Source organism: Streptomyces sp. NPDC127129 (assembly GCF_042671585.1).
Lineage (GTDB): Bacteria > Actinomycetota > Actinomycetes > Streptomycetales > Streptomycetaceae > Streptomyces.
On record NZ_JBHXTV010000008.1, the window covers coordinates 53,159 to 76,033 of the forward strand.

Annotated in this window: 21 protein-coding genes; 10 read left to right on the top strand and 11 right to left on the bottom strand. The window is 72.7% G+C overall.

What is annotated here, in order from left to right:
• The first annotated feature begins 398 nt into the window (after nucleotides 1-398).
• Nucleotides 399-1,445, top strand: coding sequence for an ArsR/SmtB family transcription factor (locus ACFVGW_RS16955; protein ID WP_383291216.1), 1,047 nt, complete (start codon nucleotides 399-401; stop codon nucleotides 1,443-1,445).
• On the opposite strand, the gene ACFVGW_RS16960 is transcribed toward ACFVGW_RS16955, so the two are convergent.
• Nucleotides 1,415-2,575, bottom strand: a complete 1,161-nt coding sequence (locus ACFVGW_RS16960; RefSeq protein WP_383225559.1) for an alkaline phosphatase PhoX — start codon at nucleotides 2,573-2,575, stop codon at nucleotides 1,415-1,417. The genes ACFVGW_RS16955 and ACFVGW_RS16960 overlap by 31 nt on opposite strands.
• 309 nt (nucleotides 2,576-2,884) lie before the next feature.
• Here ACFVGW_RS16960 and ACFVGW_RS16965 point away from each other — a divergent pair, with 309 nt between their 5' ends.
• Complete coding sequence (locus tag ACFVGW_RS16965; RefSeq protein ID WP_383225556.1) at nucleotides 2,885-3,295, top strand: VOC family protein; 411 nt, start codon at nucleotides 2,885-2,887, stop codon at nucleotides 3,293-3,295.
• Nucleotides 3,296-3,319: 24 nt separating this feature from the next.
• Here ACFVGW_RS16965 and ACFVGW_RS16970 read toward each other — a convergent pair whose 3' ends face one another.
• The 4 genes from ACFVGW_RS16970 to ACFVGW_RS16985 all read right to left on the bottom strand — a co-directional run bounded on the left by ACFVGW_RS16970 (nucleotide 3,320) and on the right by ACFVGW_RS16985 (nucleotide 8,499).
• Nucleotides 3,320-4,288 (bottom strand): oxidoreductase, encoded by a 969-nt coding sequence (locus ACFVGW_RS16970; protein ID WP_385852521.1) that lies wholly within the window; start codon nucleotides 4,286-4,288, stop codon nucleotides 3,320-3,322.
• Between the two features lie 82 nt (nucleotides 4,289-4,370).
• A complete protein-coding gene (gene nirD / locus ACFVGW_RS16975) occupies nucleotides 4,371-4,703 on the bottom strand; it encodes a nitrite reductase small subunit NirD (RefSeq protein ID WP_352190811.1) in 333 nt (110 codons plus the stop codon).
• 6 nt (nucleotides 4,704-4,709) lie between these two features.
• Nucleotides 4,710-7,235 (bottom strand): nitrite reductase large subunit NirB, encoded by a 2,526-nt coding sequence (gene nirB / locus ACFVGW_RS16980; RefSeq protein ID WP_385852522.1) that lies wholly within the window; start codon nucleotides 7,233-7,235, stop codon nucleotides 4,710-4,712.
• 1 nt (nucleotide 7,236) lies between these two features.
• Nucleotides 7,237-8,499 (bottom strand): NAD(P)/FAD-dependent oxidoreductase, encoded by a 1,263-nt coding sequence (locus ACFVGW_RS16985; protein ID WP_385852523.1) that lies wholly within the window; start codon nucleotides 8,497-8,499, stop codon nucleotides 7,237-7,239.
• 212 nt (nucleotides 8,500-8,711) lie between these two features.
• On the opposite strand from ACFVGW_RS16985, the gene ACFVGW_RS16990 reads away from it, so the two are divergent.
• The 3 genes from ACFVGW_RS16990 to ACFVGW_RS17000 are packed head-to-tail and all read left to right on the top strand — an operon-like array spanning nucleotide 8,712 to nucleotide 11,236.
• Complete coding sequence (locus ACFVGW_RS16990; protein ID WP_385852524.1) at nucleotides 8,712-10,211, top strand: ferric reductase-like transmembrane domain-containing protein; 1,500 nt, start codon at nucleotides 8,712-8,714, stop codon at nucleotides 10,209-10,211.
• Nucleotides 10,204-10,419 carry a hypothetical protein gene (locus ACFVGW_RS16995; RefSeq protein WP_383225543.1) on the top strand — a complete coding sequence of 72 codons (216 nt, stop codon included), beginning with the start codon at nucleotides 10,204-10,206 and terminating at the stop codon, nucleotides 10,417-10,419. Before ACFVGW_RS16990 ends, ACFVGW_RS16995 begins: the two co-directional genes overlap by 8 nt.
• A 37-nt stretch (nucleotides 10,420-10,456) precedes the next feature.
• Nucleotides 10,457-11,236 carry a TSUP family transporter gene (locus ACFVGW_RS17000; RefSeq protein WP_352190806.1) on the top strand — a complete coding sequence of 260 codons (780 nt, stop codon included), beginning with the start codon at nucleotides 10,457-10,459 and terminating at the stop codon, nucleotides 11,234-11,236.
• A 12-nt stretch (nucleotides 11,237-11,248) separates the two neighbouring features.
• Here ACFVGW_RS17000 and ACFVGW_RS17005 read toward each other — a convergent pair whose 3' ends face one another.
• From ACFVGW_RS17005 to ACFVGW_RS17025, 5 genes are all read right to left on the bottom strand, one after another.
• Complete coding sequence (locus ACFVGW_RS17005; RefSeq protein ID WP_383225540.1) at nucleotides 11,249-11,866, bottom strand: class F sortase; 618 nt, start codon at nucleotides 11,864-11,866, stop codon at nucleotides 11,249-11,251.
• A 121-nt stretch (nucleotides 11,867-11,987) separates the two neighbouring features.
• Entirely contained in the window at nucleotides 11,988-12,491 is a 504-nt protein-coding gene (locus tag ACFVGW_RS17010; protein ID WP_383225538.1) for a hypothetical protein, read from the bottom strand.
• Nucleotides 12,492-12,826: 335 nt separating this feature from the next.
• Complete coding sequence (locus tag ACFVGW_RS17015; protein WP_383225536.1) at nucleotides 12,827-13,225, bottom strand: hypothetical protein; 399 nt, start codon at nucleotides 13,223-13,225, stop codon at nucleotides 12,827-12,829.
• Nucleotides 13,222-14,928: a right-handed parallel beta-helix repeat-containing protein gene (locus ACFVGW_RS17020; RefSeq protein ID WP_385852525.1), complete on the bottom strand. Its 1,707-nt coding sequence runs from the start codon at nucleotides 14,926-14,928 to the stop codon at nucleotides 13,222-13,224. The genes ACFVGW_RS17015 and ACFVGW_RS17020 overlap by 4 nt, the downstream gene beginning before the upstream one ends.
• A 113-nt stretch (nucleotides 14,929-15,041) precedes the next feature.
• A complete protein-coding gene (locus ACFVGW_RS17025) occupies nucleotides 15,042-15,800 on the bottom strand; it encodes an aminotransferase class IV (protein WP_385852526.1) in 759 nt (252 codons plus the stop codon).
• Between the two features lie 78 nt (nucleotides 15,801-15,878).
• Here ACFVGW_RS17025 and ACFVGW_RS17030 point away from each other — a divergent pair, with 78 nt between their 5' ends.
• The 5 genes from ACFVGW_RS17030 to ACFVGW_RS17050 are packed head-to-tail and all read left to right on the top strand — an operon-like array spanning nucleotide 15,879 to nucleotide 20,806.
• The gene (locus ACFVGW_RS17030; RefSeq protein WP_385852527.1) at nucleotides 15,879-16,475 is read left to right on the top strand and encodes an NADPH-dependent FMN reductase; all 597 of its coding nucleotides are present in this window, start codon (nucleotides 15,879-15,881) and stop codon (nucleotides 16,473-16,475) included.
• Nucleotides 16,476-16,490: 15 nt separating this feature from the next.
• The gene (locus ACFVGW_RS17035) at nucleotides 16,491-18,224 is read left to right on the top strand and encodes an ABC transporter ATP-binding protein (RefSeq protein WP_385852528.1); all 1,734 of its coding nucleotides are present in this window, start codon (nucleotides 16,491-16,493) and stop codon (nucleotides 18,222-18,224) included.
• On the top strand, nucleotides 18,221-20,068 hold the full coding sequence (locus ACFVGW_RS17040) for an ABC transporter ATP-binding protein (protein WP_385852529.1): 1,848 nt from the start codon (nucleotides 18,221-18,223) through the stop codon (nucleotides 20,066-20,068). The genes ACFVGW_RS17035 and ACFVGW_RS17040 overlap by 4 nt, the downstream gene beginning before the upstream one ends.
• 13 nt (nucleotides 20,069-20,081) lie before the next feature.
• Complete coding sequence (gene cutA / locus ACFVGW_RS17045) at nucleotides 20,082-20,414, top strand: divalent-cation tolerance protein CutA (protein ID WP_383173426.1); 333 nt, start codon at nucleotides 20,082-20,084, stop codon at nucleotides 20,412-20,414.
• Entirely contained in the window at nucleotides 20,411-20,806 is a 396-nt protein-coding gene (locus tag ACFVGW_RS17050) for a gamma-glutamylcyclotransferase family protein (RefSeq protein WP_385852692.1), read from the top strand. Before cutA ends, ACFVGW_RS17050 begins: the two co-directional genes overlap by 4 nt.
• Here the strand turns inward: ACFVGW_RS17050 and ACFVGW_RS17055 are convergent.
• Nucleotides 20,760-22,859, bottom strand: coding sequence for a molybdopterin oxidoreductase family protein (locus ACFVGW_RS17055; protein ID WP_385852530.1), 2,100 nt, complete (start codon nucleotides 22,857-22,859; stop codon nucleotides 20,760-20,762). The two genes, ACFVGW_RS17050 and ACFVGW_RS17055, sit on opposite strands and share 47 nt — an antisense overlap.
• Nucleotides 22,860-22,875 lie beyond the last annotated feature (16 nt).

The following is a 22,875-nucleotide window of genomic DNA, read 5'->3' on the forward strand; positions in this document are numbered from 1 at the left end:
AGCGGCCCCGGGATGTTCGCCGGATGTGAGTTTGTGTTCAATCGAGGCCGATTGAATTATTGGCCGTTGAACTTTCGGTATTGAACTTTCCACGATTGGTCCCGCAAAGAACGGGACGGGCGCGACCCCCGGATCCCCACCCGGTGGCCGCGCCCATTACCCATGCCGGGCAGGTGAGCCGCAACCCTCGCCGACCGCCGCCGGACGCGCAAAGCCCCCCACGGTCTTCGCCACGCCACCTCGGTCCTGAAGGTTTCCTGCCCGACCCCCACAGCTTTTCCGTTTGCCCCCGGTCGCCGCGATGCTTTTCAAGTGTGGCTGAAACACCCTGGTAACGTGCTGTGATGATGTGCATACTCATCGACGGGGGCGGTTGCGAGTGCACAGGTGGGGGTTCAATGCTGCGGATTCATTTCACCGCGAGCGATGTGGCGGGGGTGCGGATGGCGTCCCGTCCGGACGTTCTGTGGGAAACGATTCTCAGCTTTCATCGGCTTAGGGACCGGCGCGGGCCGGTCGTCTACGGAGAATGGCGTTCCGACACGCGTCCACGGCTCAACGGGGAGACGCGACTGCTCGCCGCCCTCGTTCCGAGTCGCGGTTACTTCCCCGACTTCCTGACGCCTCCCGAGGGCCTCCACGGCCTCGACGAGGGCCTTCAGGCGCTCCGCGAGACCCCCGTGGAGCGGCTCGGGTCCGAGCTGGCGCTCCTCGGCGCGGACCGGGCCGGCGGCCGTACGGTGCCGCACTCGCTGCGGGCCCTCGCCGAAGGAGGTGGAGAACCGTTCAGCCGGCTCATCGGGACCCTGCGCAGCTACCACCGCGCGGCGATCGAGCCGTACTGGCCGCACATCCGCGCCCGGGTCGAGGCCGACCGCGCGCTGCGCGGCCGGGCGCTGCTCGACGGGGGCGCGGAGGAGCTCCTCGCCTCGCTGCCGCCGATGTTCCGCTGGCGCTCGCCCGTCCTGGAGGCCGACTATCCCGTCGCGCGCGACCTCCACCTCGACGGCAGGGGCCTGCTGCTCCAGCCCTCGTACTTCTGCCGCGGCACCCCGGTCGTCCTGCGCGACCCGACGCTGCCGCCGGTGCTCGTCTACCCGACGACGCACTGCGAGGCGCCCACCGTCCACGAGCCGGGCGGCTCCTCGCTCGCCAAGCTGGTCGGCAACACGCGCTCGGCGGTCCTGCACGCGATCGGCGACGGGGGCACCACCAGTGAACTCGCCCGCAGGGCAGGGGTGTCGCTCGCCTCGGCCAGTCAGCACGCGGGCGTCCTGCGCGAGGCGGGCCTGGTCGCCACCCTGCGGCACGGCAACGCGGTCCTGCACACCCTGACGCCGCTGGGCGCCGCCCTGCTGGGCGGCGCCCGGAGAAGGGTGGCGGGGGCCGTGTCGGCGGCCCCCGCCGAGCGCCTCTACGCCCGGAACGGGCCGGTCACCTCGTAGGTGATGCCGCCGGAGGAGCTGCCGGAGGTACCGCGCTGGCTGGAGAAGTAGAACCGGCTGCCGTCGGGGGAGAAGGCGGGCCCGGTGATCTCGGAGGCGGACTGGCCGCTGATCCGCAGGAACGGCGCGACGACGTCGTCCGGCGTGATGATGCAGATCTCCATGTTGCCGCCGTCCTCGGCGATGAACAGGTCGCCGGAGGAGGAGCCGGTGACGTTGTCGACGCCCGTCAGAGGAGCGCCGCCACCGGACACCAGCGAGTCGTCGTAGGCGAGTTCGTAGGTGTTGGTGGTGAGGTTGAGCTGCCAGAGACGGTTGTCGCCCTTGGTGGTGAACCAGACGGTGTCGTTGGCGTAGTGGCAGCCCTCACCGCCGTTGAACTTCTTCGAGCCGGAGACCTGGCTGCGCGTCACGGTCGGAGAGCCGTCCGGGTCCGGGACGTTCTGCCAGGTGAAGGAGCCGGAGGTGGCGGTGCCGGCCACCAGCACCTGGAGCGTCCCGGAGGAGAGGTTGCCCCAGGTGGTGGGTATGAACCGGTAGAAGCAGCCGCTCGTCTCGTCCTCGGTCAGGTAGACGACCTTGCGGACGGGGTCGGCGGCGGCGGCCTCGTGCTTGAAGCGGCCCATCGCGGCGCGGCGGACCGCCGCGTTCACGCCGTACGGGTCGGTCTCGTAGACGTATCCGAGGCTCACCTCCTCGCAGGAGAGCCAGGTGTTCCACGGGGTCTTGCCGCCCGCGCAGTTGGTGCGGGTGTTGGAGAGGATGCGGTAGGCGCCCGTGACGGCGCCGTTGGAGCCGAACTTCACCGCGCTCGCGCCGCCGCCGGGGTTGATCTCCGAGTTGGAGACATAGATCCAGCCGCTTCCGTCGGCGAAGCAGGCGCCGCCGTCGGGGGCGTTGTGCCAGGTGTACGAGGTGCCGGGGACGGTCTGTCCCGACCGGGCGATGACCCGGCTGCTGAATCCGCTCGGCAGCAGGATGCCGTTGGCGTCGGCCGGGCCGAGGGCCCCGTAGGGGCCTGCGCCGGGCTGGGCGGGGGCCGCGTAGGCCGCCCCGCGCATCAGGGTGCCGCCGAAGGCGGCCGCCGACGTGCCGATGACCGCACCGCGCAGGAAACTGCGTCGCTCCACGTCTCACTCCAGAGGGGGTGGTGTGTGAACCCGCCGCACCGGTCGGCGGCGGGGTCGCGCGCTTTCGGAACCTAGGAGTACGGAGTTGGTACCGAGTTGACGGTGCAGCAACAACCGATGAAGGGGAAGCGTCGGTCGGAATGTCAGTGGGGTTCACCGGCGCACGCAGGCGCACGGCGACCCGACGCCGGCGCGATCCGAGGAAAACTTCCCGCGCGCCGATGAGTTTCCGCCGGGCCGGCCGTCTTAACTCTCGAAAGCGCACCTGAGGCACCCGAGACACCCGAGACAGATGAGAGAGCGGACACCATGAACCAGATGATCTTCGTCAACCTGCCGGTCAAGGACCTCGAGGCCTCGAAGGCCTTCTGGGGCAAGCTCGGCTACTCCTTCAACCCGCAGTTCAGCGACGACACCGCCGCCTGCATGATCATCAGCGACACGATCTTCGCGATGCTGCTGACCGAGCCCAAGTTCAAGGAGTTCACCGCGCCCGGCAAGGAGATCGCCGACGCGACCAGGACGAGCGAGGTGCTCCTCGCGCTGAGCGCAGAGAGCCGCGAGAAGGTCGACGAGCTGGCGGACGGTGCCCTCGCCGCCGGCGGATCCGCGGCGAAGGACCCCATGGACTACGGCACGATGTACGGCCGCTCCTTCACGGACCCCGACGGCCACCACTGGGAGGTCATGTGGATGGACCCGGCCGCCATCGAGGGCTGATCACCGGGCGGGCGTCCCCGCCGGTCACCCCTTCAGGCCGTCGTACGTCACGCCGGTGAGCTGCTCCGAGGCAACCCAGAGCCGCTCGCCGGCGATGTCGTCGAGGGTCCACCGCGCCCGCCACGAAGCGCCGGGCGCACCCCGCACCATCAGGAAGGAAGGGCCGGTGAACGAGTCGGCCGCCACCCCGTCCGCCGTCGCCGCGTAGAGCGTCGGCAGCGCCCCGGCCTCGGCCGGCTGGGCGAGGATCCGGTTGCCGAGCTCGATGATCCGCTCGGCGCCGGTACGGCCCTCCATCCGCGCCCCGGCCGTCTGGAGGTTGGTCGCCGCGTATCCGGGGTGGGCGGCCGCCGCCACGATCCCCGAGCCCGCCGCCCGCAGGCGCCGGGCCAGCTCGTGGACGAAGAGCAGATTGGCCGTCTTCGAGCGACCGTAGGCGATCCAGCGGCGGTACTTCCGCTCGCTGTTGAGATCGCCCATGTCCAGCCGGGATATCGCGTGCATGCCGCTGGAGACGGTGACGACACGGGCCGCGGGCGCGTCGAGCAGCCGGGGCAGCAGCAGGCCGGTGAGCGCGAAGTGCCCCAGGTGGTTGACGCCGAACTGCGTCTCGAAGCCGTCCGCGGTCCGGGCGTACGGCAGTGCCATCACCCCCGCGTTGTTGACGAGCAGATCGAGCCGCTCGTACGGGAGCGAGGCCGTGAACTCCCGTACGGACGAGAGGTCGGCGAGGTCCAGCGGACGGAACTCCACCTCCGCGCCCGGCACTTCGTTCCGCACCCGCTCGACGGCCGCCGTGCCCCGCTTCTCGCTGCGGCAGGCGAGCACCACCCGGGCGCCCCTGCGGGCCAGTTCGCGGGCGGTGACCAGACCGATGCCGCTGTTGGAGCCGGTGACCACGGCGGTGCGGCCCCGCTGGTCCGGGATGTCGCGGGCGCTCCAGGCGCGGGTGCCGGTGCGGGTGGTGCCGGTGCTGCGGCCGGGCGTGTCCATGCGGACCCCCTCGTTCTTACTCCGGAGTAGGGACCGCACAGCCTACGTCCGACCGCCTCAGGCAGAAACGCCGCCGTCCGACTCACACCGTACGGACCGGGAAGACCGCCACCGAAACCCCTTCGTCGTCCAGGCACCTGCCCGTCTCCAGGTCGAAGCGCTGCTTCAGGAGCGGCGAGGCCACGAAGGTCCGGCCGCCCGCCGAGCCGAGGAGCCCCCGGGACAGCACCTGCGCGCCCGTGAACGGGTCGCGGTTCTCGATCGCGTACGGCCGCCCCGTGCGGTCCAGGAAGAGCGCCGCCTGCCGGCCGTCGGGGAGGAGTGCGGCCACGCCCCGCCCGGGGATCAGCCGGGATGTCTCGCAGACCGTCGTCCAGGCGTCGGCCTCGACGTCGTGGGAGAGTTCGAGGTTCATCGGGCTTCAGACCCCTTCCAGAGTTCCGATGGTGAGGACGGTCAGGTCCGGCTTGATCTGGTCGCGCTCCGGGACGAACCGCACCGACGGGTCCGGCGCGTCCGGCGCGTTCACGAAGGAGACGAAGCGGCGCAGCCGCTCCGGGTCGTCCAGGGTCGCGGCCCACTCGTCCTGGTAGTCGTCGACATGGGCCGCCATCAGCGCCTCCAGTTCGTCGCAGAGCCCCAGCGAGTCGTGGACGACCACGTCCCGCAGATGGCCGAGCCCGCCCTCGAGCCGCTCCAGCCACACCGAGGTGCGCTCCAGCCGGTCGGCGGTACGGATGTAGAACATGAGGAACCGGTCGATCAGCCGCACCAGTTCGGCATCCGACAGGTCCTGCGCCAGGAGGTCCGCGTGGCGCGGGGTCGCGCCGCCGTTGCCGCCGACGTACAGGTTCCAGCCGTTCGCCGTCGCGATGACGCCGAAGTCCTTCGACTGCGCCTCCGCGCACTCCCGCGCGCAGCCGGACACCGCCGACTTGAGCTTGTGCGGCGAGCGCAGACCCCGGTAGCGCAGCTCCAGCTGGATCGCCATCTTCACCGAGTCCTGGACGCCGTAGCGGCACCAGGTCTGCCCCACACAGGACTTCACCGTGCGCAGCGACTTGCCGTACGCGTGCCCCGACTCGAAGCCCGCGTCGACCAGCCGGGTCCAGATCGCCGGCAGCTGGTCCACCCTGGCGCCGAACAGGTCGATCCGCTGGCCTCCCGTGATCTTGGTGTACAGCCCGAAGTCGCGGGCCACCTCCCCGATCACGATGAGCTTCTCCGGGGTGATCTCGCCACCCGGGATGCGCGGCACCACCGAGTACGAGCCGTTGCGCTGCAGGTTGGCGAGGAAGTGGTCGTTGGTGTCCTGGAGGGAGGCCTGCTCGCCGTCGAGGATGTAGCCGCCCGCCCCGATCGTCGGCGCGAGGCTCGCCAGGATGGAGCCGACCGTCGGCTTGCAGACCTCGCAGCCCTCGCCGCCCCGCGCCTCCGGCCGGCCGTGCGAGTCGAGCAGCTCGGCGAAGGAGGTCAGGCGCAGCGTGCGGGTGATCTCGTACAGCTCACTGCGGGTGTACGCGAAGCAGCCGCACAGCCCCTTGTCCGCGGGCTCCGGCAGCAGTTGGCCGATGAGCTTCACGCAACTGCCGCAGCCCGTCCCCGCCTTGGTGCACTTCTTCACCTCCGGCAGCGTCGCGCACTGGCTGATCGCGTGCTTGGTGACGTTGTGGCACGAGCAGATGACCGCGTCGTCGGGGAGCGCGGACGGCCCCAGCGCGACCGGAGCGCCCGCGCCCGCCGGGAGGACCAGCTGCTCGGGCGAGACGGGCGGCACCGAGCCGGTGAGCGGCCGCAGCATCCCGTACGAGTCGGCGTCGCCGACCAGGACACCGCCGAGCAGCACGCCCTCCCGGTCGATCACGAGCTTCTTGTAGACCCCGGAGCGGGAGTCGGAGTACACGACGTCGAGGCAGCCCTCGGCCGTGCCGTGCGCGTCACCGAAGGAGGCCACGTCCACACCGAGCAGCTTCAGCTTCGTCGACATGTCGGCGCCCGTGAAGGAGCGCTCCTCGGCCTCGTCGGCGATCGTCGCCGCCGCCGTCAGCGCCATCTCGTAGCCGGGCGCCACCAGGCCGTACACCCGGCCGTCCGAGGCGAGCGCGCACTCGCCGATCGCGTAGACGGACGGGTCGGACGTCCGGCACCGGTCGTCCACCGCGATGCCGCCGCGCTCTCCCACCGTCAGGCCGCAGTCGCGCGCCAGCTGGTCCCGGGGCCGTACACCCGCCGAGAAGACCACCATGTCCGTGGCCACCTCGGAGCCGTCCGAGAGGCGCATCCCGGTGACCGCGCCGTCCTCGGTCACGACCTCCTGCGTGCCCGTGCCGGTGTGGACCGTGAGACCCATCTGTTCGATCGTCCGCAGCAGCGCCGCGCCACCGCCGTCGTCGACCTGCACCGGCATCAGCCGGGGCGCGAACTCCACGACGTGCGTGTCGAGTCCGAGACCCTTGAGCGCTCCCGCCGCCTCCAGGCCGAGCAGACCGCCGCCGACGACCGCGCCGGTCGTCGCCGTCTTCGCGTACTCCTCGATCGCGAGCAGGTCCTCGATCGTCCGGTACACGAAACAGCCGCGCGCGTCCTTGCCCGGGACGGGCGGCACGAAGGGGTACGAGCCGGTGGCCAGCACGAGCGTGTCGTACGCGAAGACCTGTCCGGAGCGGGCCGTGACCGTACGGGCCGCGCGGTCGATCGTCTCGGCCGGGTCCCCGACGTACAGCTCGATGCCGTACTTCGCCATGAAGCCGTCCTCGACCATCGACAGATCGTCGGGGGTCCGGCCGCTGAAGTACGAGGTCAGCTGGACGCGGTCGTAGGCCGGGCGCGGCTCCTCGCAGAGGACGACGACCCGCGCGCGCTCGGTGACGCCCCGGTCCGCGAGCGCCTCCAGGAACCGCTGGCCGACCATGCCGTGGCCGACCAGGACGAGAGTGGGGGTGTGCATCTCAGGAGCCTCCGTCATGGGTGAGCAGATGAAGCAGGGGAGCGTCGGGCAGGGCCTCGTCGCCCTCCCACGCCCGGGCGAGCGTTCCGACCGCGGCGAGATCGCCGAGCAGCACGCCGCCGACGAGCCGGTCACCGCGGACGACGACCTTGCGGTAGGCGCGCCGGGTGGCGTCGGTCAGCTGGACGACGTCGTCCCCCGGCAGCGGTGTGGCCTCGCCGAAGGCGGCCAGGTCGAGGGCCTCGGGCCCGCCCAGCGTGAGCCGGGTCAGGGCGCGGGTGCCGGTGTAGGCGGGGCGGGGCGCGACGGGCCCGGCCGGGAGGGAGCCCGCGCCGGCCGCATCGGCCGGGACGTCCGCATCGGCCGGGACGGCCGTCTCCGACCCGAGGACGTCCGCGAGCGCGTCCGCCTGTTCCAGCGCCGGGCCCGCCAGGCCGTACACGCGGCCGGCGTGCTCGGCGCAGTCGCCGATGGCGTGGATGTACGGGTCGGAGGTCCGCAGCTCGTCGTCGACGACGACACCCGTACGCACGTCGAGCCCCGCCTCCCGGGCGAGGCCGGTCCGCGGCCGCACCCCGCACGCGAGGACCACGACCTGGGCGTCGAGCACGAAACCGTCGGCGAGTTCGACCGCCGTGACCGCTCCGTCCCGCTGTCGCAGCCCGCTGACCCGGCACTCGGTGTGCACCTCGACTCCGAGGGACTCCACGTGCGCCCGCAGCAACTCCGATGCCGACGCGTCGAGCTGACGTTCCATCAACCGCTCGCCCTGCTGGGTCAGCACGACCTCCGCGCCGAGCGCGGCCAGCGCGCGGGCCGCGGAGACCCCGAGCAACCCGCCGCCGATGACGACCGCGCGGACCCCGGGGCGGACGACGCCCCGCAGCTCCAGGCAGTCGTCGAGCGTACGGAAGGGGTGGACGCCGGACGGCAGCAGCGCGCCGCGCAGTCCGCGCAGCGGCGGAAGCACCGGGTTGGAGCCGGTGGCCAGGACCAGCCGGTCGTAGCCGACCTCCGTCCCGTCCTCGCACTCCACGGTCCGGGCGGCCCGGTCGATCCGCACCGCCCGCACCCCGCGCCGCACCGGCTCCAGAGGGGCGGGCAGCGCGATCACCTCCGGCGCGTACCGCCCGGCGAGGACGTCCGCGAGCAGCACCCGGTTGTAGGGCGCGTGCGGCTCTTCGCCGAGGAGGGTGACGGGCAGACGCTGGGCGAGCCTGGCGCCCGCCGTCCCGCCCCCGACCACCACGATCCGTGTACTCATGCACCGAAGCGTGCGGGGCGGGTGTTACCCGTCGGCATCCCGGCTGTTTCCCGCACGGAACGCTGATCTCAGCTCCCGGGGGATCGCACTGTGAGGCGCGCGGGTGTGAGGCTTAACCGGTGGTCAGGGCGTCCTCAAGAGGGCCTTAAGGATCGCGGGGGAGGGGCTGACCTGGGGTTCTCGTATACCGCCGGACCCTAGTGTGCGGTGCTGTGACCACCGAGGTTCAGGAACCGACCCATCCGGCGCTCGCCGCCTATCTGGAGCAGCGCGAGGGGCGCGTGCGGCCCGCGCCCACCTCCCGGCGCGTCCCGCCCGCGCCTCGTGACCCCGCGCCCCGGCGCGTCCCACCCGTGCGCCGTACCTCCGCACCCCGTACCCCCGCACCCCGACCCCCCGCGCCGCTGCGCGTCTCCCCCGACCGGCTGCGCGACGGCCTCGTCGGCGGGGCCGGGGGCGTGGCCCTCGTCTGGGGCGTCCAGGCGCAGCCCTCCGCGCGGCTCGACGCCTTCTTCGCCGGTGGCGCCCACCTCACCGGGCTGCTCGCCGGATACGGCGTGCTCGTCATGCTCTTCCTGATGGCCCGCGTCCCCGCCGTCGAGCACGGCGTCGGGGCCGACCGGCTCGCCCGGTGGCACGCCTTCGGCGGCCGGTACGTCCTCGGCCTCGTGGGCGCCCACGCGCTCCTCGCGCTCTGCGGGTACGCCGTGCACACCCGTACCGATCTCGTCACCGCCGCCGGAGGACTGCTCTCCTACCCCGCGCTCGCCGCCGCCACCGCCGGTACCGCGCTCTTCGCCGCCGTCGGGGTGACCTCCGCCCGGGCCGCCCGGCGACGCCTGCGACACGAGACCTGGCGGGCGGTCCATCTGCTCAGCCACCTCGCCGCCGCCCTCGGCTTCGTGCACCAGCTCGCCGGACCCGACCTCACCGGGAGCGTGCTCGCGCTCTGGGGCTGGTCGATGGCGCACGCGACGGTCGCCGTCGTCCTCGTCTGGTACCGGATCGTCGTCCCCGTCCGGCAGGCCCTGCGCCACACCCTCCGCGTGACCGAGGTCCGCGACGAGAGCCCGGACGTCGTCTCCGTGACCATCCGTGGCACCGGCCTGGAGCGGCTGTGCGCCGAGCCCGGCCAGTTCTTCCGCTGGCGGTTCCTGTCCCGGCGGCTCTGGCGCACCGCGCTCCCGTTCTCCCTCTCCGCGCCGGTCCGGGACGACACCCTGCGGATCACGGTCAAGGCCCTCGGCGACCACACCCGCCGGATCCGCCGTCTGCGCCCCGGCACCCGCGTGCTCGCCACCGGCCCGTTCGGCGCGCTCACCGCCCACCGCCGCACACGCCGGAAGGTGCTGCTGCTCGCCGGGGGCGTGGGCATCACCCCGATGCGGGCGCTCTTCGAGACCCTGCCCGGCGGGCCGGGCGACGTGACGCTGCTCTACCGGGCCTCCGACGCCGAGGGGCTCGTCCTGCGCGAGGAGCTGGAAGGCATCGCCCGCGGACGAGCGGCCGCCCTGCACTACCTCCTCGGCCCCTCCGACGGCTCCTTCGACCCCCTCGCCCCGCAGGCCCTGCGCAACCTCGTGCCCGACCTCGCCGCCCACGACGTCTACCTCTGCGGCCCGCCCGCGATGGCCCGGGCCGCCACCGCCTCCCTCGTCCGGGCCGGGGTACCCGCCCGCCGCATCCACTCCGAGGACTTCAGCCATGACTGAGCACCGCGCCAAGCACCGCATGCGTCACCGCGCCCGGCGCGTCCACGCCGCCGACCGGGCCAGACGGCAGGTCGCCGCCGGCCTCCTCGCCGCCGGTGCCCTCGCCGCCACCTTCCTCACGGTCGCCGTCGAACCGGCCGCGCCGCCCGCGCCCGACCGGTCGCCGGCGGGCACAACCTCAGACGTAGCTCAACTCTCCGGGGATTGATGGACTGCACACCCATCTCCTCCCTAGGCTCGCGGGCATGCCTGACATATCCCTGACCACCCTCGTCCTGCTCTGCCTCGCCGCGCTCGTGGCCGGCTGGATCGACGCCGTGGTCGGCGGGGGAGGGCTCCTGCTGCTGCCCGCCCTGCTGCTCGGGCTTCCGCACGCCTCGCCCGGGCAGGTCCTCGGCACCAACAAGGCCGTCGCCATCGTCGGCACGACCGGGGCCGCCGTCGCCTTCGTACGCAAAGCCCCGGTCCAGGTGAAGACGGCGGTACGGATCGGTCTGGCGGCCCTCGCGGGGTCGATGGCAGGAGCCTTCTTCGCGGCCGGGATCAGCAGCGACGTGCTGCGCCCCCTCGTCATGGTCGTGCTCGTGGGCGTGGCCGCGTTCGTGATGCTGCGGCCGTCCTTCGGGACGCAGACGGAGGCCAAGGGACCTGTCGGCCGGGCCCGGGTCGTGACCGCGATCGTGCTCGTCGGCGGCGGCATCGGTTTCTACGACGGACTGTTCGGGCCGGGGACCGGCACCTTCCTGGTCCTCGCGCTCACCGCCGTACTCCATCTCGACATGGTGACCGCCTCCGCCACCGCCAAGATCGTCAACGTCTGCACCAACGCGGGCGCGCTCGCGATGTTCGCCTACCAGGGCACCGTGCTCTGGCAGCTGGCGGCGGTCATGGCCGCCTTCAACCTGGCCGGCGGGATGATCGGAGCGCGGATGGCGCTGAGCAAGGGCGCCGCGTTCGTCCGCCGGGTGCTCCTCGTCGTCGTCTTCTCGCTGGTCGCGAAGCTCGCCTTCGACCAGTGGTCCTGAGCCCGACCGCGTTCAGCGCACGCCGATGAGGTGGCCGAAGGCGACCACGTTGCCCTGGTAGCCGTTCTTCTCGGTGAAGCCACCGCCGCAGGTGATCACGCGCAGCTCGGCCCGGTCGGCCCGGCCGTAGACCTTCGCGTCGGGGAACGCCTTGTTCGGGTACACCTCGACGGCGTCGATCGTGAAGACGGCGGTCCGCCCGTCCTGGCGGTCCACCTCGATCCGGTTGCCCTTCTTGAGCGCGCCGAGGGCGTAGAAGACGGCGGGGCCCCGCTTGTTGTCGACATGGCCGGCGACGATCGCGGTGCCCTCGGCGCCGGGGGTCGTACCGCCCTCGTACCAGCCGGCCAGGTTGCCGTTCTCCGCCGGCGGTACTTCGAGGGCGCCGTCGGGGCCCAGGCCGAGCCCCACCATGGGCGTGTCCACGTCGATCTCGGGGATGCGCAGCCGGACCGGGGCGGAGGGCGCCAGCGGGTCGGCGGCCGCCGTGGTGTGCGCGTTCGGACCGGCGGCGAAGGCCTGGGCGGCGGACGGGACCGGCGGCGTGACGTTCTCCGACCCGTTCTGCACGAGCCAGATGCCGACGCACGCGGCGACGGCTATGCCCCAGCCCTTGCTCCTGTTGCTCACGTTCTGCCCTCTCGGGGTGGTGCGGGGAAGGGGCCCGGGCGGGGAGCGGGGCCCCGGGTGTGGCCCTGCCCCCGCCGGGCCTCATGCGGGCGCGCGGCGGGGGCAGGACGTGCGGTACGTCTCAGCCGTCCTGCGCGCCGCTCGCCCGGCGGCGCAGGAGCCACGTACCGCCGACGGCAGCCGCGGCCAGCACCGCCGCGCCCGCCGCGATCTGGGTGGTGTCGGGGCCGACGCTGCCCCCGACACCGGTACTCACATGGCCGGTCGGGACCTTGTGCTCGACCCGGAGCTCACCGCGCGCGGTCCTGCCGTTGTCGCAGGCGACGCTGATCCAGTAGGTACCGGCCTTGGTGTGGTGCGGGACCTTGAACTGCCCGACCACGACCTCCTTGTGCGTGCTCGGGTTCAGCTGGAAGTCGCCGGCACCGAGGGACTGCGCGTCTCCCACACCGTGGCCGTGCTTGCCGCAGGCGAGCGTGTTGACGGTGACGGTGGTGCCCGGGGTCGCGGAGGACGGATAGACCTCGAGCGTCCCGGAGTCCCCGGCGTACGCGGGGGCGCCGAGGGCACCGACGGCGGCGACCGTCAACGCGGTACCGGTGAGCAGGCGGGCAGTGGTGCGCATGGGGTCCTCCGGGGCGCGCGAGCGGTCATGCCGGGGAGGCCTCCCGGGAGGGACTTCCCGGGACCTACCTCCTAGGACCGAGATAAGTGCCGCGACGCGCCGCGCGCCTGCTGAGGGAGGGTCAGAATTACGCCGTCCGGTGCGGCGCGGCGCCTTGCCCGGACGGTGTTTACGCAGGTCAGGAGGGGTTACGGAGAGTCAGCCGACGGCCCGTGTCGAACGGGTGACACGGCCGGGCCCGCCCCGGAGCCCGCGGACCGCCGGTGCCGCCGGGCCCCGCCCCCCGGTGCCCGCCCCCGAACCATCAGGCCCTCGACGGCCGCCCTGGCCGTCCCTCAGACGATCAGGCCCTCGATCGCCGCCCTGGCCCACTCCTGGGCCCCCACGGTCGTGCCGGCCGCGACCCCCGTCGCGACGGGGGCCAGGACTCCCCTGAGCGTGGCGAGCGCGCGGCGCACCCTGCCCTCCTCGGGGTCCGGCTGGGTGATCACCTCCAGGACCTCTCCGGCGGCGCCCTCCGCATCCTCGCGGTCCCGCTCGCCGAGGCCCGCCCCGGGCAGCTGCCGCAGCAGCTCGGTGACGCGCTCGGCGAGCTCCGCGTACCCCGGCGCGACCTGGCTGTTGACCTGCTGGTTCTGGGTGACCGTCTCGTTGTTCCAGGCGAGCTGGTTATGGGTGGACGTGCCATGGAACACGGGTCCGTCGTAGTTGTGCACGTTCCGCGGATCGCTCATGGGCTGGAATCGTCCCTTCCGGTCTGCTGCTGGCTGACGTTGTCGTTGTTCCACGAGAACTGGCTGTGGATGACCGGGCCGTAGATCACCGGACCGTTGTAGTTGTTGATGACCGTCGGCGTGGGCTCGACCGTGTGGACGGTCTTGTGGACGACCGGCAGCGACGTGCGCAGCGCGACCAGGTCGACGCGGCCGTTGTCCAGCACTGCGGCTCCCGGCGCTCCGCCGACGGAGCAGTTCACCACGCGGCCCCCGCACTCGTCGGTGAAGGCGGCGCCCATGGTCGCGCAATCGGTGAACTCGCTGTCCGCGAGGTCCAGGTAGGCGGAGCCGCTCCCGATCAGCCCGGTACCCGCCCCGCGCACGGTGAGGTTCTTCGCGGCGAGCTTCGCCCTGCCGTACGCGACGGCTCCTCCGACGCTCATCGCGCTGATGTCGCAGTCGTGGACGAGCAGTTGGGCCTCCTCGCCGACGCCGAAGCCGACCACCCCCCGCTCCGCCTTCACGTCCCTGAGCGTGACCCGCGACTGGCCGAGGGCGGTCACCGCGGTGACCTCGAAGTCACGGAACACCACGTCGGTGAGGTCGGCCGCGGTGCCGCCGTCGCCCTGGGTGGTGTCCAGGCCCTGGGGGCAGCGGTCCACCCTGACGTGCTCGAACACGCCTTTGGACCCGTTCCAGACCCGTAGCGCCGAGGCCGTCAGGTCCTCGATCCCGATCCCGGTGAACCGGCCTCGCCCGCCGTCCGTCAGGGCGATGCCGACGTTGCCTTCCGAGATGCGGCCGCCCCGCACCTCCGGCGCGCCGCCCTGGGTCGAGAAGACGGCCACGTTCCCCGCGCGCAGGACCTGACAGTCCTCGAACCTGCCACGCGCCGATGTCTGGACGTTGATCCCGGTGTCGTGGCAGTCCGTGAGCACACATCCGCGCACCACCGGATCGGCGCCGCTCGCCGCGCCGATCCCGTGCCGGGCGTCGGTGACGTGTGTGTTGTCCACGGAGCCCCGTGACTGCTCGATGAACATGATCCCCTCGGCGTGCACGGCGGTGATCGTGCAGTCCGCCACCGTCAGCTCGGCCCGGGAGTCCGCCATGAGGGCCGCGTGCCCCGTGCCGGTCAGCTCGCATCCCGTGACCTCGGCGCCGGCGTCGCTGACGCGCACCCCGTGGATCCGGCTGCCCTCGATCCGGCTGCCCCGGACGGCGACCCGCGCGCCCTCGATCACCGCGATCGCGTTGTCGGCGGCGTCGGTGAACCGGCACCGCTCGACGAGCCCGGCCGACCCGGCGAACAGCGTGCGGCCGTGCAGGACCACGCTGTCCCTCAGGGTCACGGAGGTGCGTGGCCGTGCGTTCAGGGCGACGCCGCCCGAAGCCCGGATCTCGGTGTGCTCGAGCGTGAGCGTTCCCGCCCGGCAGGCGACGGCGTCGGCATCGCGGCCGGTCAGCGCGAGGCCGTGCACATGGACCGACCCGGAGGTGTCCAGTACGGTCCCGCCGGTCCCGCTCACGACCACGGAGCCCGGTCCTTCGAGCGCGGTCAGCCGGACCTCACCCCGGACGAACAGCGTCTCGCCGTAGTGACCGGGCGCGATCTCGATCTGCGCGGCCCGGCCCCGGGCGGCCGCGGCGCGCAGGGCGGAGGTGATGTCGGGGTAGGCGCGACGACCGCCCCGCGGCGAGACGACGTACCTCGCGACCATCTCCGGACCCCCATGTCACCCACCCGTACCATCGATGCTACCGGGCGCACGGCCTCGAACAGCCGTGGAAGCAGGGCGTGTTGGGAGGGAGTGAAGAGAGCCCCGGGCGCTCCCTACAGCCGCTCCCACGGCACCGACCCGTACGCCTCGTGCACCCGCGTCATCAGCTCCTCGTCCACCGCGAACCCGAGCGCGTCGATCCCGCCCACCGGTGCGACGCCGCGGGAGTTCGTCACGAACGCCGCCCGCATCCGGGGGAGATCGGCCGTCGTCACCCGGCGCCGGACGGATCCCAGGCGCTCCTCCAGGAGGGCCATCGTGACGCCCGTGAGGCAGGGCGCGGAGGGCCAGATCACCGATGTGCCGTCCCAGAAGGCGATGTTGGTGACCGCGCCCTCCGCGATCTCGCCGTCCCGGGAGACCAGGAGGGCGTCGTCGTAGCCCTCGCGCCGGGCCGCCTCGCCGTAGTAGGACTGGCCGAAGCCGCCCAGGTGCTTGATGTGGGGAGCGGGGCGCCAGTAGTCGACGGACTTCAGGCGCTGCGGGGTTCGCGGGGCGGAGGCCGGGGCCCGGAGGACGGTCACGAGGCGGACGCCCTCGTAGACGTACACCCGCGCGGTCGCGTCGTCGAGGCCCGCCGTCCTCAGCGCGCCGGCCAGGAGGCCCCGGACGTGCTCGCCGTCGATGCCCTGCCCGAAGAGCTCACGGGTGGCGCGGTCCAGGCGGTCGACGTGCAGGCCGAGGCCGCGGACCCGGCCGTCCCGTACCTGCATCGCGGTGAAGTGGCCGAAGCCGCTCAACAGGGTGGCGAGGAGCGCCGGATCGGCCGCCGGGGCGCCGTCGATCTCGATGTGCGGGAGGGGTGTCGTCATGCCTCTCACCGTAGGCCTCCGCGCTCCCGAAGATCCGCGCTTGACCTCAACCAAGCTTGAGGTATCAGGATTCTCGGCATGGACATCACCCACGCGGACTCCACGCCGCTCAAGCTCGCCCTCGTCGTCGCCAGCAACCGCGAGGGGCGGTTCGCGCCCGTCGTCGCCGCATGGTTCCGCGCCCGCCTCGCCGAACGCGCCGACTACACCGTCGACGTCGTCGACCTCGCCGACGTCGACCTGCCCGTCCTCACCCACCACCCCGACGCCGCCGCCTCGGCCGAGCTCGCCAAGGTCTCCCCGGTCCTCGCCGCCGCCGACGCGTTCGTCGTCCTCACCCCGGAGTACAACCACTCCTTCCCCGCCCCCCTGAAGTCCCTCGTCGACTGGCACTACACCGAGTGGCGGGCCAAGCCCGTCGGCTTCGTCTCCTACGGCGGGATCTCCGGCGGTCTGCGCGCCGTCGAACAACTGCGGCAGGTCTTCGCAGAGCTGCACGCCGTCACCGTCCGCGACACCGTCTCCTTCCACAACGCGCATGGCGATTTCGACGAGGACGGGAGCCACCAGGACCCCACCGGACCCGACGCCGCGGCCAAGACGATGCTCGACCAGATCGCCTGGTGGGCGCACGCCCTGCGCAACGCCAAGTCCGTCCGCCCCTACGGCGCGTGAGGGGGAGCCGCACCGATGCTGCTCCGACTCGTGGCGGGCCGGCTCCGGCCCTACCGGCGCGCCCTGGCCCTCGTCGTCCTGCTCCAGCTCGTCCAGTCCGTCGCCTCCCTCACGCTTCCCACCCTCAACGCCGACGTCATCGACAACGGTGTGCTGCTTGGCGACACCGCCCATGTCCTCACCGGCGGCGCCCTGATGGCCGCCGTCACCCTCCTCCAGGCCGCCGCCGCGGCCGCCGCCGTCTACCACGGCGCCAGGATCGCCATGGGCGTCGCCCGTGATCTGCGCGCCGCCGCCTTCCGCCGCGTCCAGGACTTCTCCGCCCGGGAGATGAGCCGCTTCGGCACCGCCTCCCTCATCACCCGCACCACCAACGACGTCCAGCAGGTGCAGACGTTCGCCGTCCTCGTCCTGACGATGCTCGTGGCGGCTCCGCTGCTCTGCGCCGGAGGCGTCGTCATGGCCCTCGACCAGGACGTTCCGCTCGCTCTGCTGCTCCTGCTCTTCGTCCCGCTCATGGCGGGCGCCGTCGGCACCGTCGTCCTGCGCATGCGACCGCACTTCCGGGGGATGCAGGAACGCGTCGACGGGGTCAACCGGGTGATGCGCGAGCAGATCACCGGAATCAGGGTCGTCCGCGCCTTCGTCCGCGACCGTCACGAGCAGCGGCGGTTCGGCGCCGCCAACGACGACCTGCGGTCGGTCGGAGTGCGGGTCGGCCGGCTCCAGGCCCTGATGTTCCCGATCGTGCTGATCGTCTGGGAGCTCGCGACCGTCGCCGTCATCTGGGCGGGTGCCCACCGGATCGAGTCCGGGGCGCTGCAGGCCGGTTCGCTGATCGCGTTCCTCGGCTATCTGCTGCAGATCATGATGTCGGTGATGATGGTCCTCTTCCTGCTGATGCACATGCCCCGGGCCGAGGTCAGCGCCGAACGCATCCAGGAGATCCTCCACACCGAACCGTCCGTCACCCCGCCCGCCGCTCCCGTCCGCGAGCTGCGCGAGGCCGGCCGGCTCGACATCCACGACGCCGGCTTCAGCTACCCCGGCGCCGAGGAACCCGTCCTGCGCTCCGTGAGCCTCACCGCCCGCCCCGGCCGCACCACCGCCGTCATCGGCTCCACCGGCAGCGGCAAGACCACCCTCCTCGGCCTCGTCCCCCGGCTCTTCGACGCCACCGGCGGCCGGGTCACGGTCGGCGGCGTCGACGTCCGCGACATGGACCCGGCGCTCCTCGCCCGTACCGTCGGACTCGTCCCGCAGAAGCCGTACCTCTTCTCCGGCACGGTCGCGAGCAATCTGCGGTACGGCAGACCCGAGGCGACCGACGACGAACTGTGGCACGCCCTGGAGGTCGCCCAGGCTGCCGACTTCGTGCGGAAACTCCCCGAAGGCCTCGACGCGCCGGTCTCACAGGGCGGCACCAACCTCTCCGGCGGCCAGCGCCAGCGCCTGGCCATCGCCCGGGTCCTCGTCGCCCGACCGCGGGTGTACCTCTTCGACGACTCCTTCTCCGCCCTCGACAACCGCACCGACGCGCTGCTGAGGGAGGCCCTCGCGGCGGAGACCGCCGAGGCGACCGTGGTCATCGTCGCCCAGCGCGTCTCCACCATCCGCGACGCCGACCGGATCGTCGTCCTCGACCAGGGCCGGGCCGTCGGCAGCGGCACCCACGAGGAACTCATGCGGGACAACGCCACCTACCGGGAGATCGTCCTCTCCCAGCTCACCGAGGAGGAAGCAGCGTGAGTGCCCCCGAACGCCGGGGACCGGCCGTCCAGCAGCGCGGCCCCGGCATCAGCACCCCGTCCCTCGAACGCTCCCTCGACTTCCGCTCCTCCGGCCTGCGCCTGCTGCGCACCATGGCCCCCGACCGCCCCCGGCTCCTCGGGGTGCTCGCCGCCGCGGCCGCGAGCGTCGCCCTCGCCGTCCTCAGCCCGCTGATCCTCGGCCACGCCACCGACCTCGTCGTCTCCGGCGCCGCGAGCAGGGCCGGGGTGGACTTCCGCGCCGTCGGCCAGGCGCTCGCCGCCGCCTTCGCGGCCGTCGCCGGCGCCGCCGCGCTCACCTGGCTCCAGCAGCGGCTCGCCACGACCGTCGTCCAGCGGGCCGGGCACCGGCTGCGGGCCGAGGCCCAGCGCAAGCTGGCCCGGCTGCCGCTCTCGTACGTCGACCGGCAGCCGCGCGGCGAGGTGCTCAGCCGCACCACCAACGACATCGACAACATCGTCCAGACCCTCCAGCAGGCGTTCAGCCAGATGGTCCGGGCGCTGCTCACGATCGTCGGCGTGCTGGTGATGATGTGCTGGATCTCGCCGCTGCTCGCCCTCGTGGCCCTCGCGGCCGTCCCCCTGTCGCTGGTGGTCGCGGCCCGGATCGGCAAGCGCGCCCAGCCGCAGTTCGTGCGGCAGTGGGCCGTCACCGGCCGCCTCAACAGCCATGTCGAGGAGATGATCACCGGGCACGCGGAGGTCGTCGCCTTCGGGCGGCGCGACGCGGCCGTGGCGCGCTTCGACGAACTCGGCGAGGAGCTGTACGCGGCGAGCTTCCGCGCCCAGTTCATCTCCGGCTTCATCCAGCCGGCCCTCACCTTCGCCGGCAACCTCAACTACGTCCTGATCGCGGTCGTCGGCGGGCTGCGGGTGGCGAGCGGAACGCTGAGCATCGGGGACGTCCAGGCGTTCATCCAGTACTCGTACGAGTTCAACGGCCCCGTCAACCAGGTCGCGGCCATGGCCAGTCTGCTGCAGTCCGGGGTCGCCTCCGCCGAGCGGGTCTTCGACCTGCTGGACGCGGAGGAGGAGTCCCCGGAGCCGGAAACCGTGCCCGGGCACGCACCGCTCCCGGCGGCGGTCACCGGCCGGGTCACGTTCGAGGAGGTGGCGTTCCGCTACGAGCCGGACAAGCCGCTCGTCGAGGACCTGTCCCTGACCGTGGAGCCCGGCCGGACGGTCGCGATCGTCGGTCCGACCGGTGCCGGCAAGACCACGCTGGTCAATCTGCTGATGCGGTTCTACGAGGTGACGGGCGGGCGCATCACCCTCGACGGCGTGGACGTCTCGGCCATGACCCGCGAGGACCTCAGGTCCGGGATCGGCATGGTCCTCCAGGACACCTGGCTCTTCGGCGGGACGATCGCCGAGAACATCGCGTACGGCGCCGGTGGCGAGGTCTCGCGCGAACGGGTCGTCGAGGCCGCCATGGCCACCCATGCCGACCGCTTCATCCGGACCCTGCCCGACGGATACGACACGGTCCTCGACGAGGACGGAGCCGGGCTCAGCGCGGGCGAGAAGCAACTCATCACGATCGCACGGGCGTTCCTCTCGGAGCCGGCGATCCTCGTCCTCGACGAGGCGACCAGCTCCGTCGACACCCGCACCGAGGTCCTCATCCAGCGGGCCATGTCCTCGCTCCGGAAGGGCCGCACGTCCTTCGTGATCGCGCACCGGCTCTCCACCGTCAGGGACGCGGACGTCATCCTGGTGATGGAGAACGGCTCGATCGTCGAACAGGGCACGCACGAGGAACTGCTGGCGGCGGACGGCGCGTACGCACGGCTCTACGCGGCCCAGTTCGCCCAGGCTGCCTGAGTACGGTGAGGGGATGACCCTCGCATGGACCGTGCTCACCACCACCGACAGCGCCGCCAAGGCGCAGGAGCTCGCGCGCGGGGCGGTCGAGGCCCGCCTCGCCGCCTGCGCGCAGATCTCCGGACCGGTCACCTCCGTCTACCACTGGCGGAAGGCGATCGAGACCGAGGAGGAGTGGCAGGTGCTCTTCAAGACGACGGCGGCGCGCTACGAGGAGCTGGAGGCCCACCTCCTCGCCGCGCACGACTACGACACGCCCGAGGTCCTCGCCACCGCCGTGGTCGGGGCCTCGGCGGCCTACCTGGCGTGGCTGGAGGCCGAGACGACCGGGCCCGCCGCCGGATGACCGAGCTGCCCTTCTTCGTCTACGGCACGCTGCGGCCGGGCGAGTACAACCACGACCGTTTCCTGCTGGGCCGCACGGCCGCGGAGGAGCCGGCCCGGCTCACCGGAGCGCTCCTCCACGACGGCCCCGGCTACCCCTACGTGGTGCCGGGCGAGGGTCTGGTCGCGGGCGACCTGGTGACGGCCGCGCCCGGGGAGTACGGCGAACTCCTCGCCGTACTGGACCGGGTGGAGCTCCCCGCCGGGTACGAGCGGGCCGAGCGCGAGGTGGTCCGGGTCCGGGACGGGGCGGCCGTCCGGGCCTGGGTCTACTTCGCTGCGCAGGGCACGCCGTACGGACCGCTCATCAGGGGCGGGGACTGGCGGGCTCGACCCGGACCGCGCACGTCTTGAACTCGGGCATCCGGGAGACCGGGTCGAGCGCGGGGTTGGTGAGGGTGTTGGCGCGCCCCTCGCCGGGCCAGTGGAACGGCATGAACACCGTGTCCGGCCGGATGGCCGTGGTGATCCGCGCGGGCGCGACGGCCCGCCCGCGCCGCGACACGACGGCGACGCGCTCGCCCTCGGCCACGCCGATCCGCTCGGCGAGCCGCGGATGCAGCTCCACGAAGGCCCCGGGCGCGGCGGCGTTCAGCTCGTCGACCCGCCGGGTCTGTGCCCCGGACTGGTACTGCGCGACGACCCGGCCGGTGGTCAGCACGACGGGGTACGCGGCATCGGTCTCCTCGTCGGGACCGCGGTGCACCACCGGCACGAACCGCGCCCGTCCGTCGGGCGTGGCGAAGCGGTCGAGGAAGAGCCGAGGGCTCCCGGGGTGGGGCGGCGCCCCCTCGGCGGGCTCCGGGCAGGGCCAGAACACGCCGTCCTCCTCGGCGATACGGCGGTAGCTGATGCCGGAGTAGTCCGCCGGACCGCCCGCCGACGCGCGGCGGAGTTCGTCGAAGACCTCTTCCGGGTCGGTCGGGAAGCCCTTCTCCCAGCCGAGGAGCGCGGCGAGGCCGTGCAGGACCTCCAGGTCCGTGCGGACCCCGTCCGGCGGGGTGATCGCCCGCCGCCGCAGCAGCACCCGGCCCTCCAGGTTGGTCGTCGTCCCCGTCTCCTCCGCCCACTGGGTGACCGGCAGCACCACGTCCGCCAGCTCCGCCGTCTCCGACAGGACCACGTCCGCGACGGCCAGGAAGTCGAGCGAGCGCAGCCGCCCCTCGATGTGGCCGGCGCGCGGCGCCGAGACCACGGGGTTGGACCCCATCAGGAGCAGCGACCTGACCTCGCCCCCGAGCGCGTCCAGGAGTTCGTACGCGCTGCGGCCGGGCCCCGGCAGCGAGGCCGGGTCCACCCCCCACACCCCCGCCACGTGCGCCCGCGCCGCCGGGTCGTCCAGCTTGCGGTAGCCGGGGAGCTGGTCGGCCTTCTGGCCGTGCTCGCGGCCCCCCTGGCCGTTGCCCTGTCCCGTGAGGCACCCGTATCCGCTCATCGGCCGCCCGGCCCGCCCCGTCGCGAGGCAGAGGTTGATCCACGCGCCGACCGTGTCCGTGCCCTTCGACTGCTGCTCCGGGCCGCGCGCGGTGAGCACCATCCCGCTCTCCGCGTCGCAGAACATCCGCATGGCGTCCCGCAGGAGCGGCACCGGTACGCCGGTGATGCGCTCGACCAGTTCGGGCCAGTGCGCCATGGCCCCGGCACGGGCCGCCTCCCACCCCGCCGTACGCTCCCGGACGAACTCCTCGTCCACCCGTCCCTCGGCGACCACGAGATGGAGGAGTCCGAGGGCGAGCGCGAGATCGGTGCCGGGGCGCGGGGCGAGGTGGAGGTCGGCCTGCTCGGCGGTGCGGGTGCGGCGCGGGTCGACGACGATCAGCTTCCCGCCGTTCGCCTTGAGCTCGGTGAGGTAGCGCAGCGCCGGCGGCATCGTCTCGGCCAGGTTGGAGCCGACGAGGATCACGCAGCCGGTGCGCGGGACGTCCTCCAGCGGGAAGGGCAGCCCCCGGTCGAGCCCGAACGCCCGCTGGTGCGCGGCCGCGGCGGACGACATGCAGAAGCGCCCGTTGTAGTCGATCTGCGAGGTGCCGAGCACGATCCGGGCGAACTTGCCCAGCGTGTACGCCTTCTCGTTGGTGAGCCCGCCGCCGCCGAAGACCCCCACGGCATCGGGTCCGTGGTCGACGCGGGTCCGGCGCAGTCCGTCGGCGACGGCGGAGAGTGCCTCCTCCCAGGTGGCCGACTTCAGGGCCCCCGTGTCAGGGCATCGGACCAGGGGCCCGGTCAGCCTGACCCGGGAGGAGAGTACGGCCGGGGCGGTACGGCCCTTGCCGCACAGCGCGCCCCGGTTGACGGGGAAGCCGGGGCGTTCGACCACCTCCACGGAGCCGTCCGCGGGGCGCAGCCCCATGCCGCACTGGAGGGCGCAGTAGGGGCAGTGCGTGGGGGTGGTGGCAGCCTCGGACATGCGGAAAGCGTGCGAC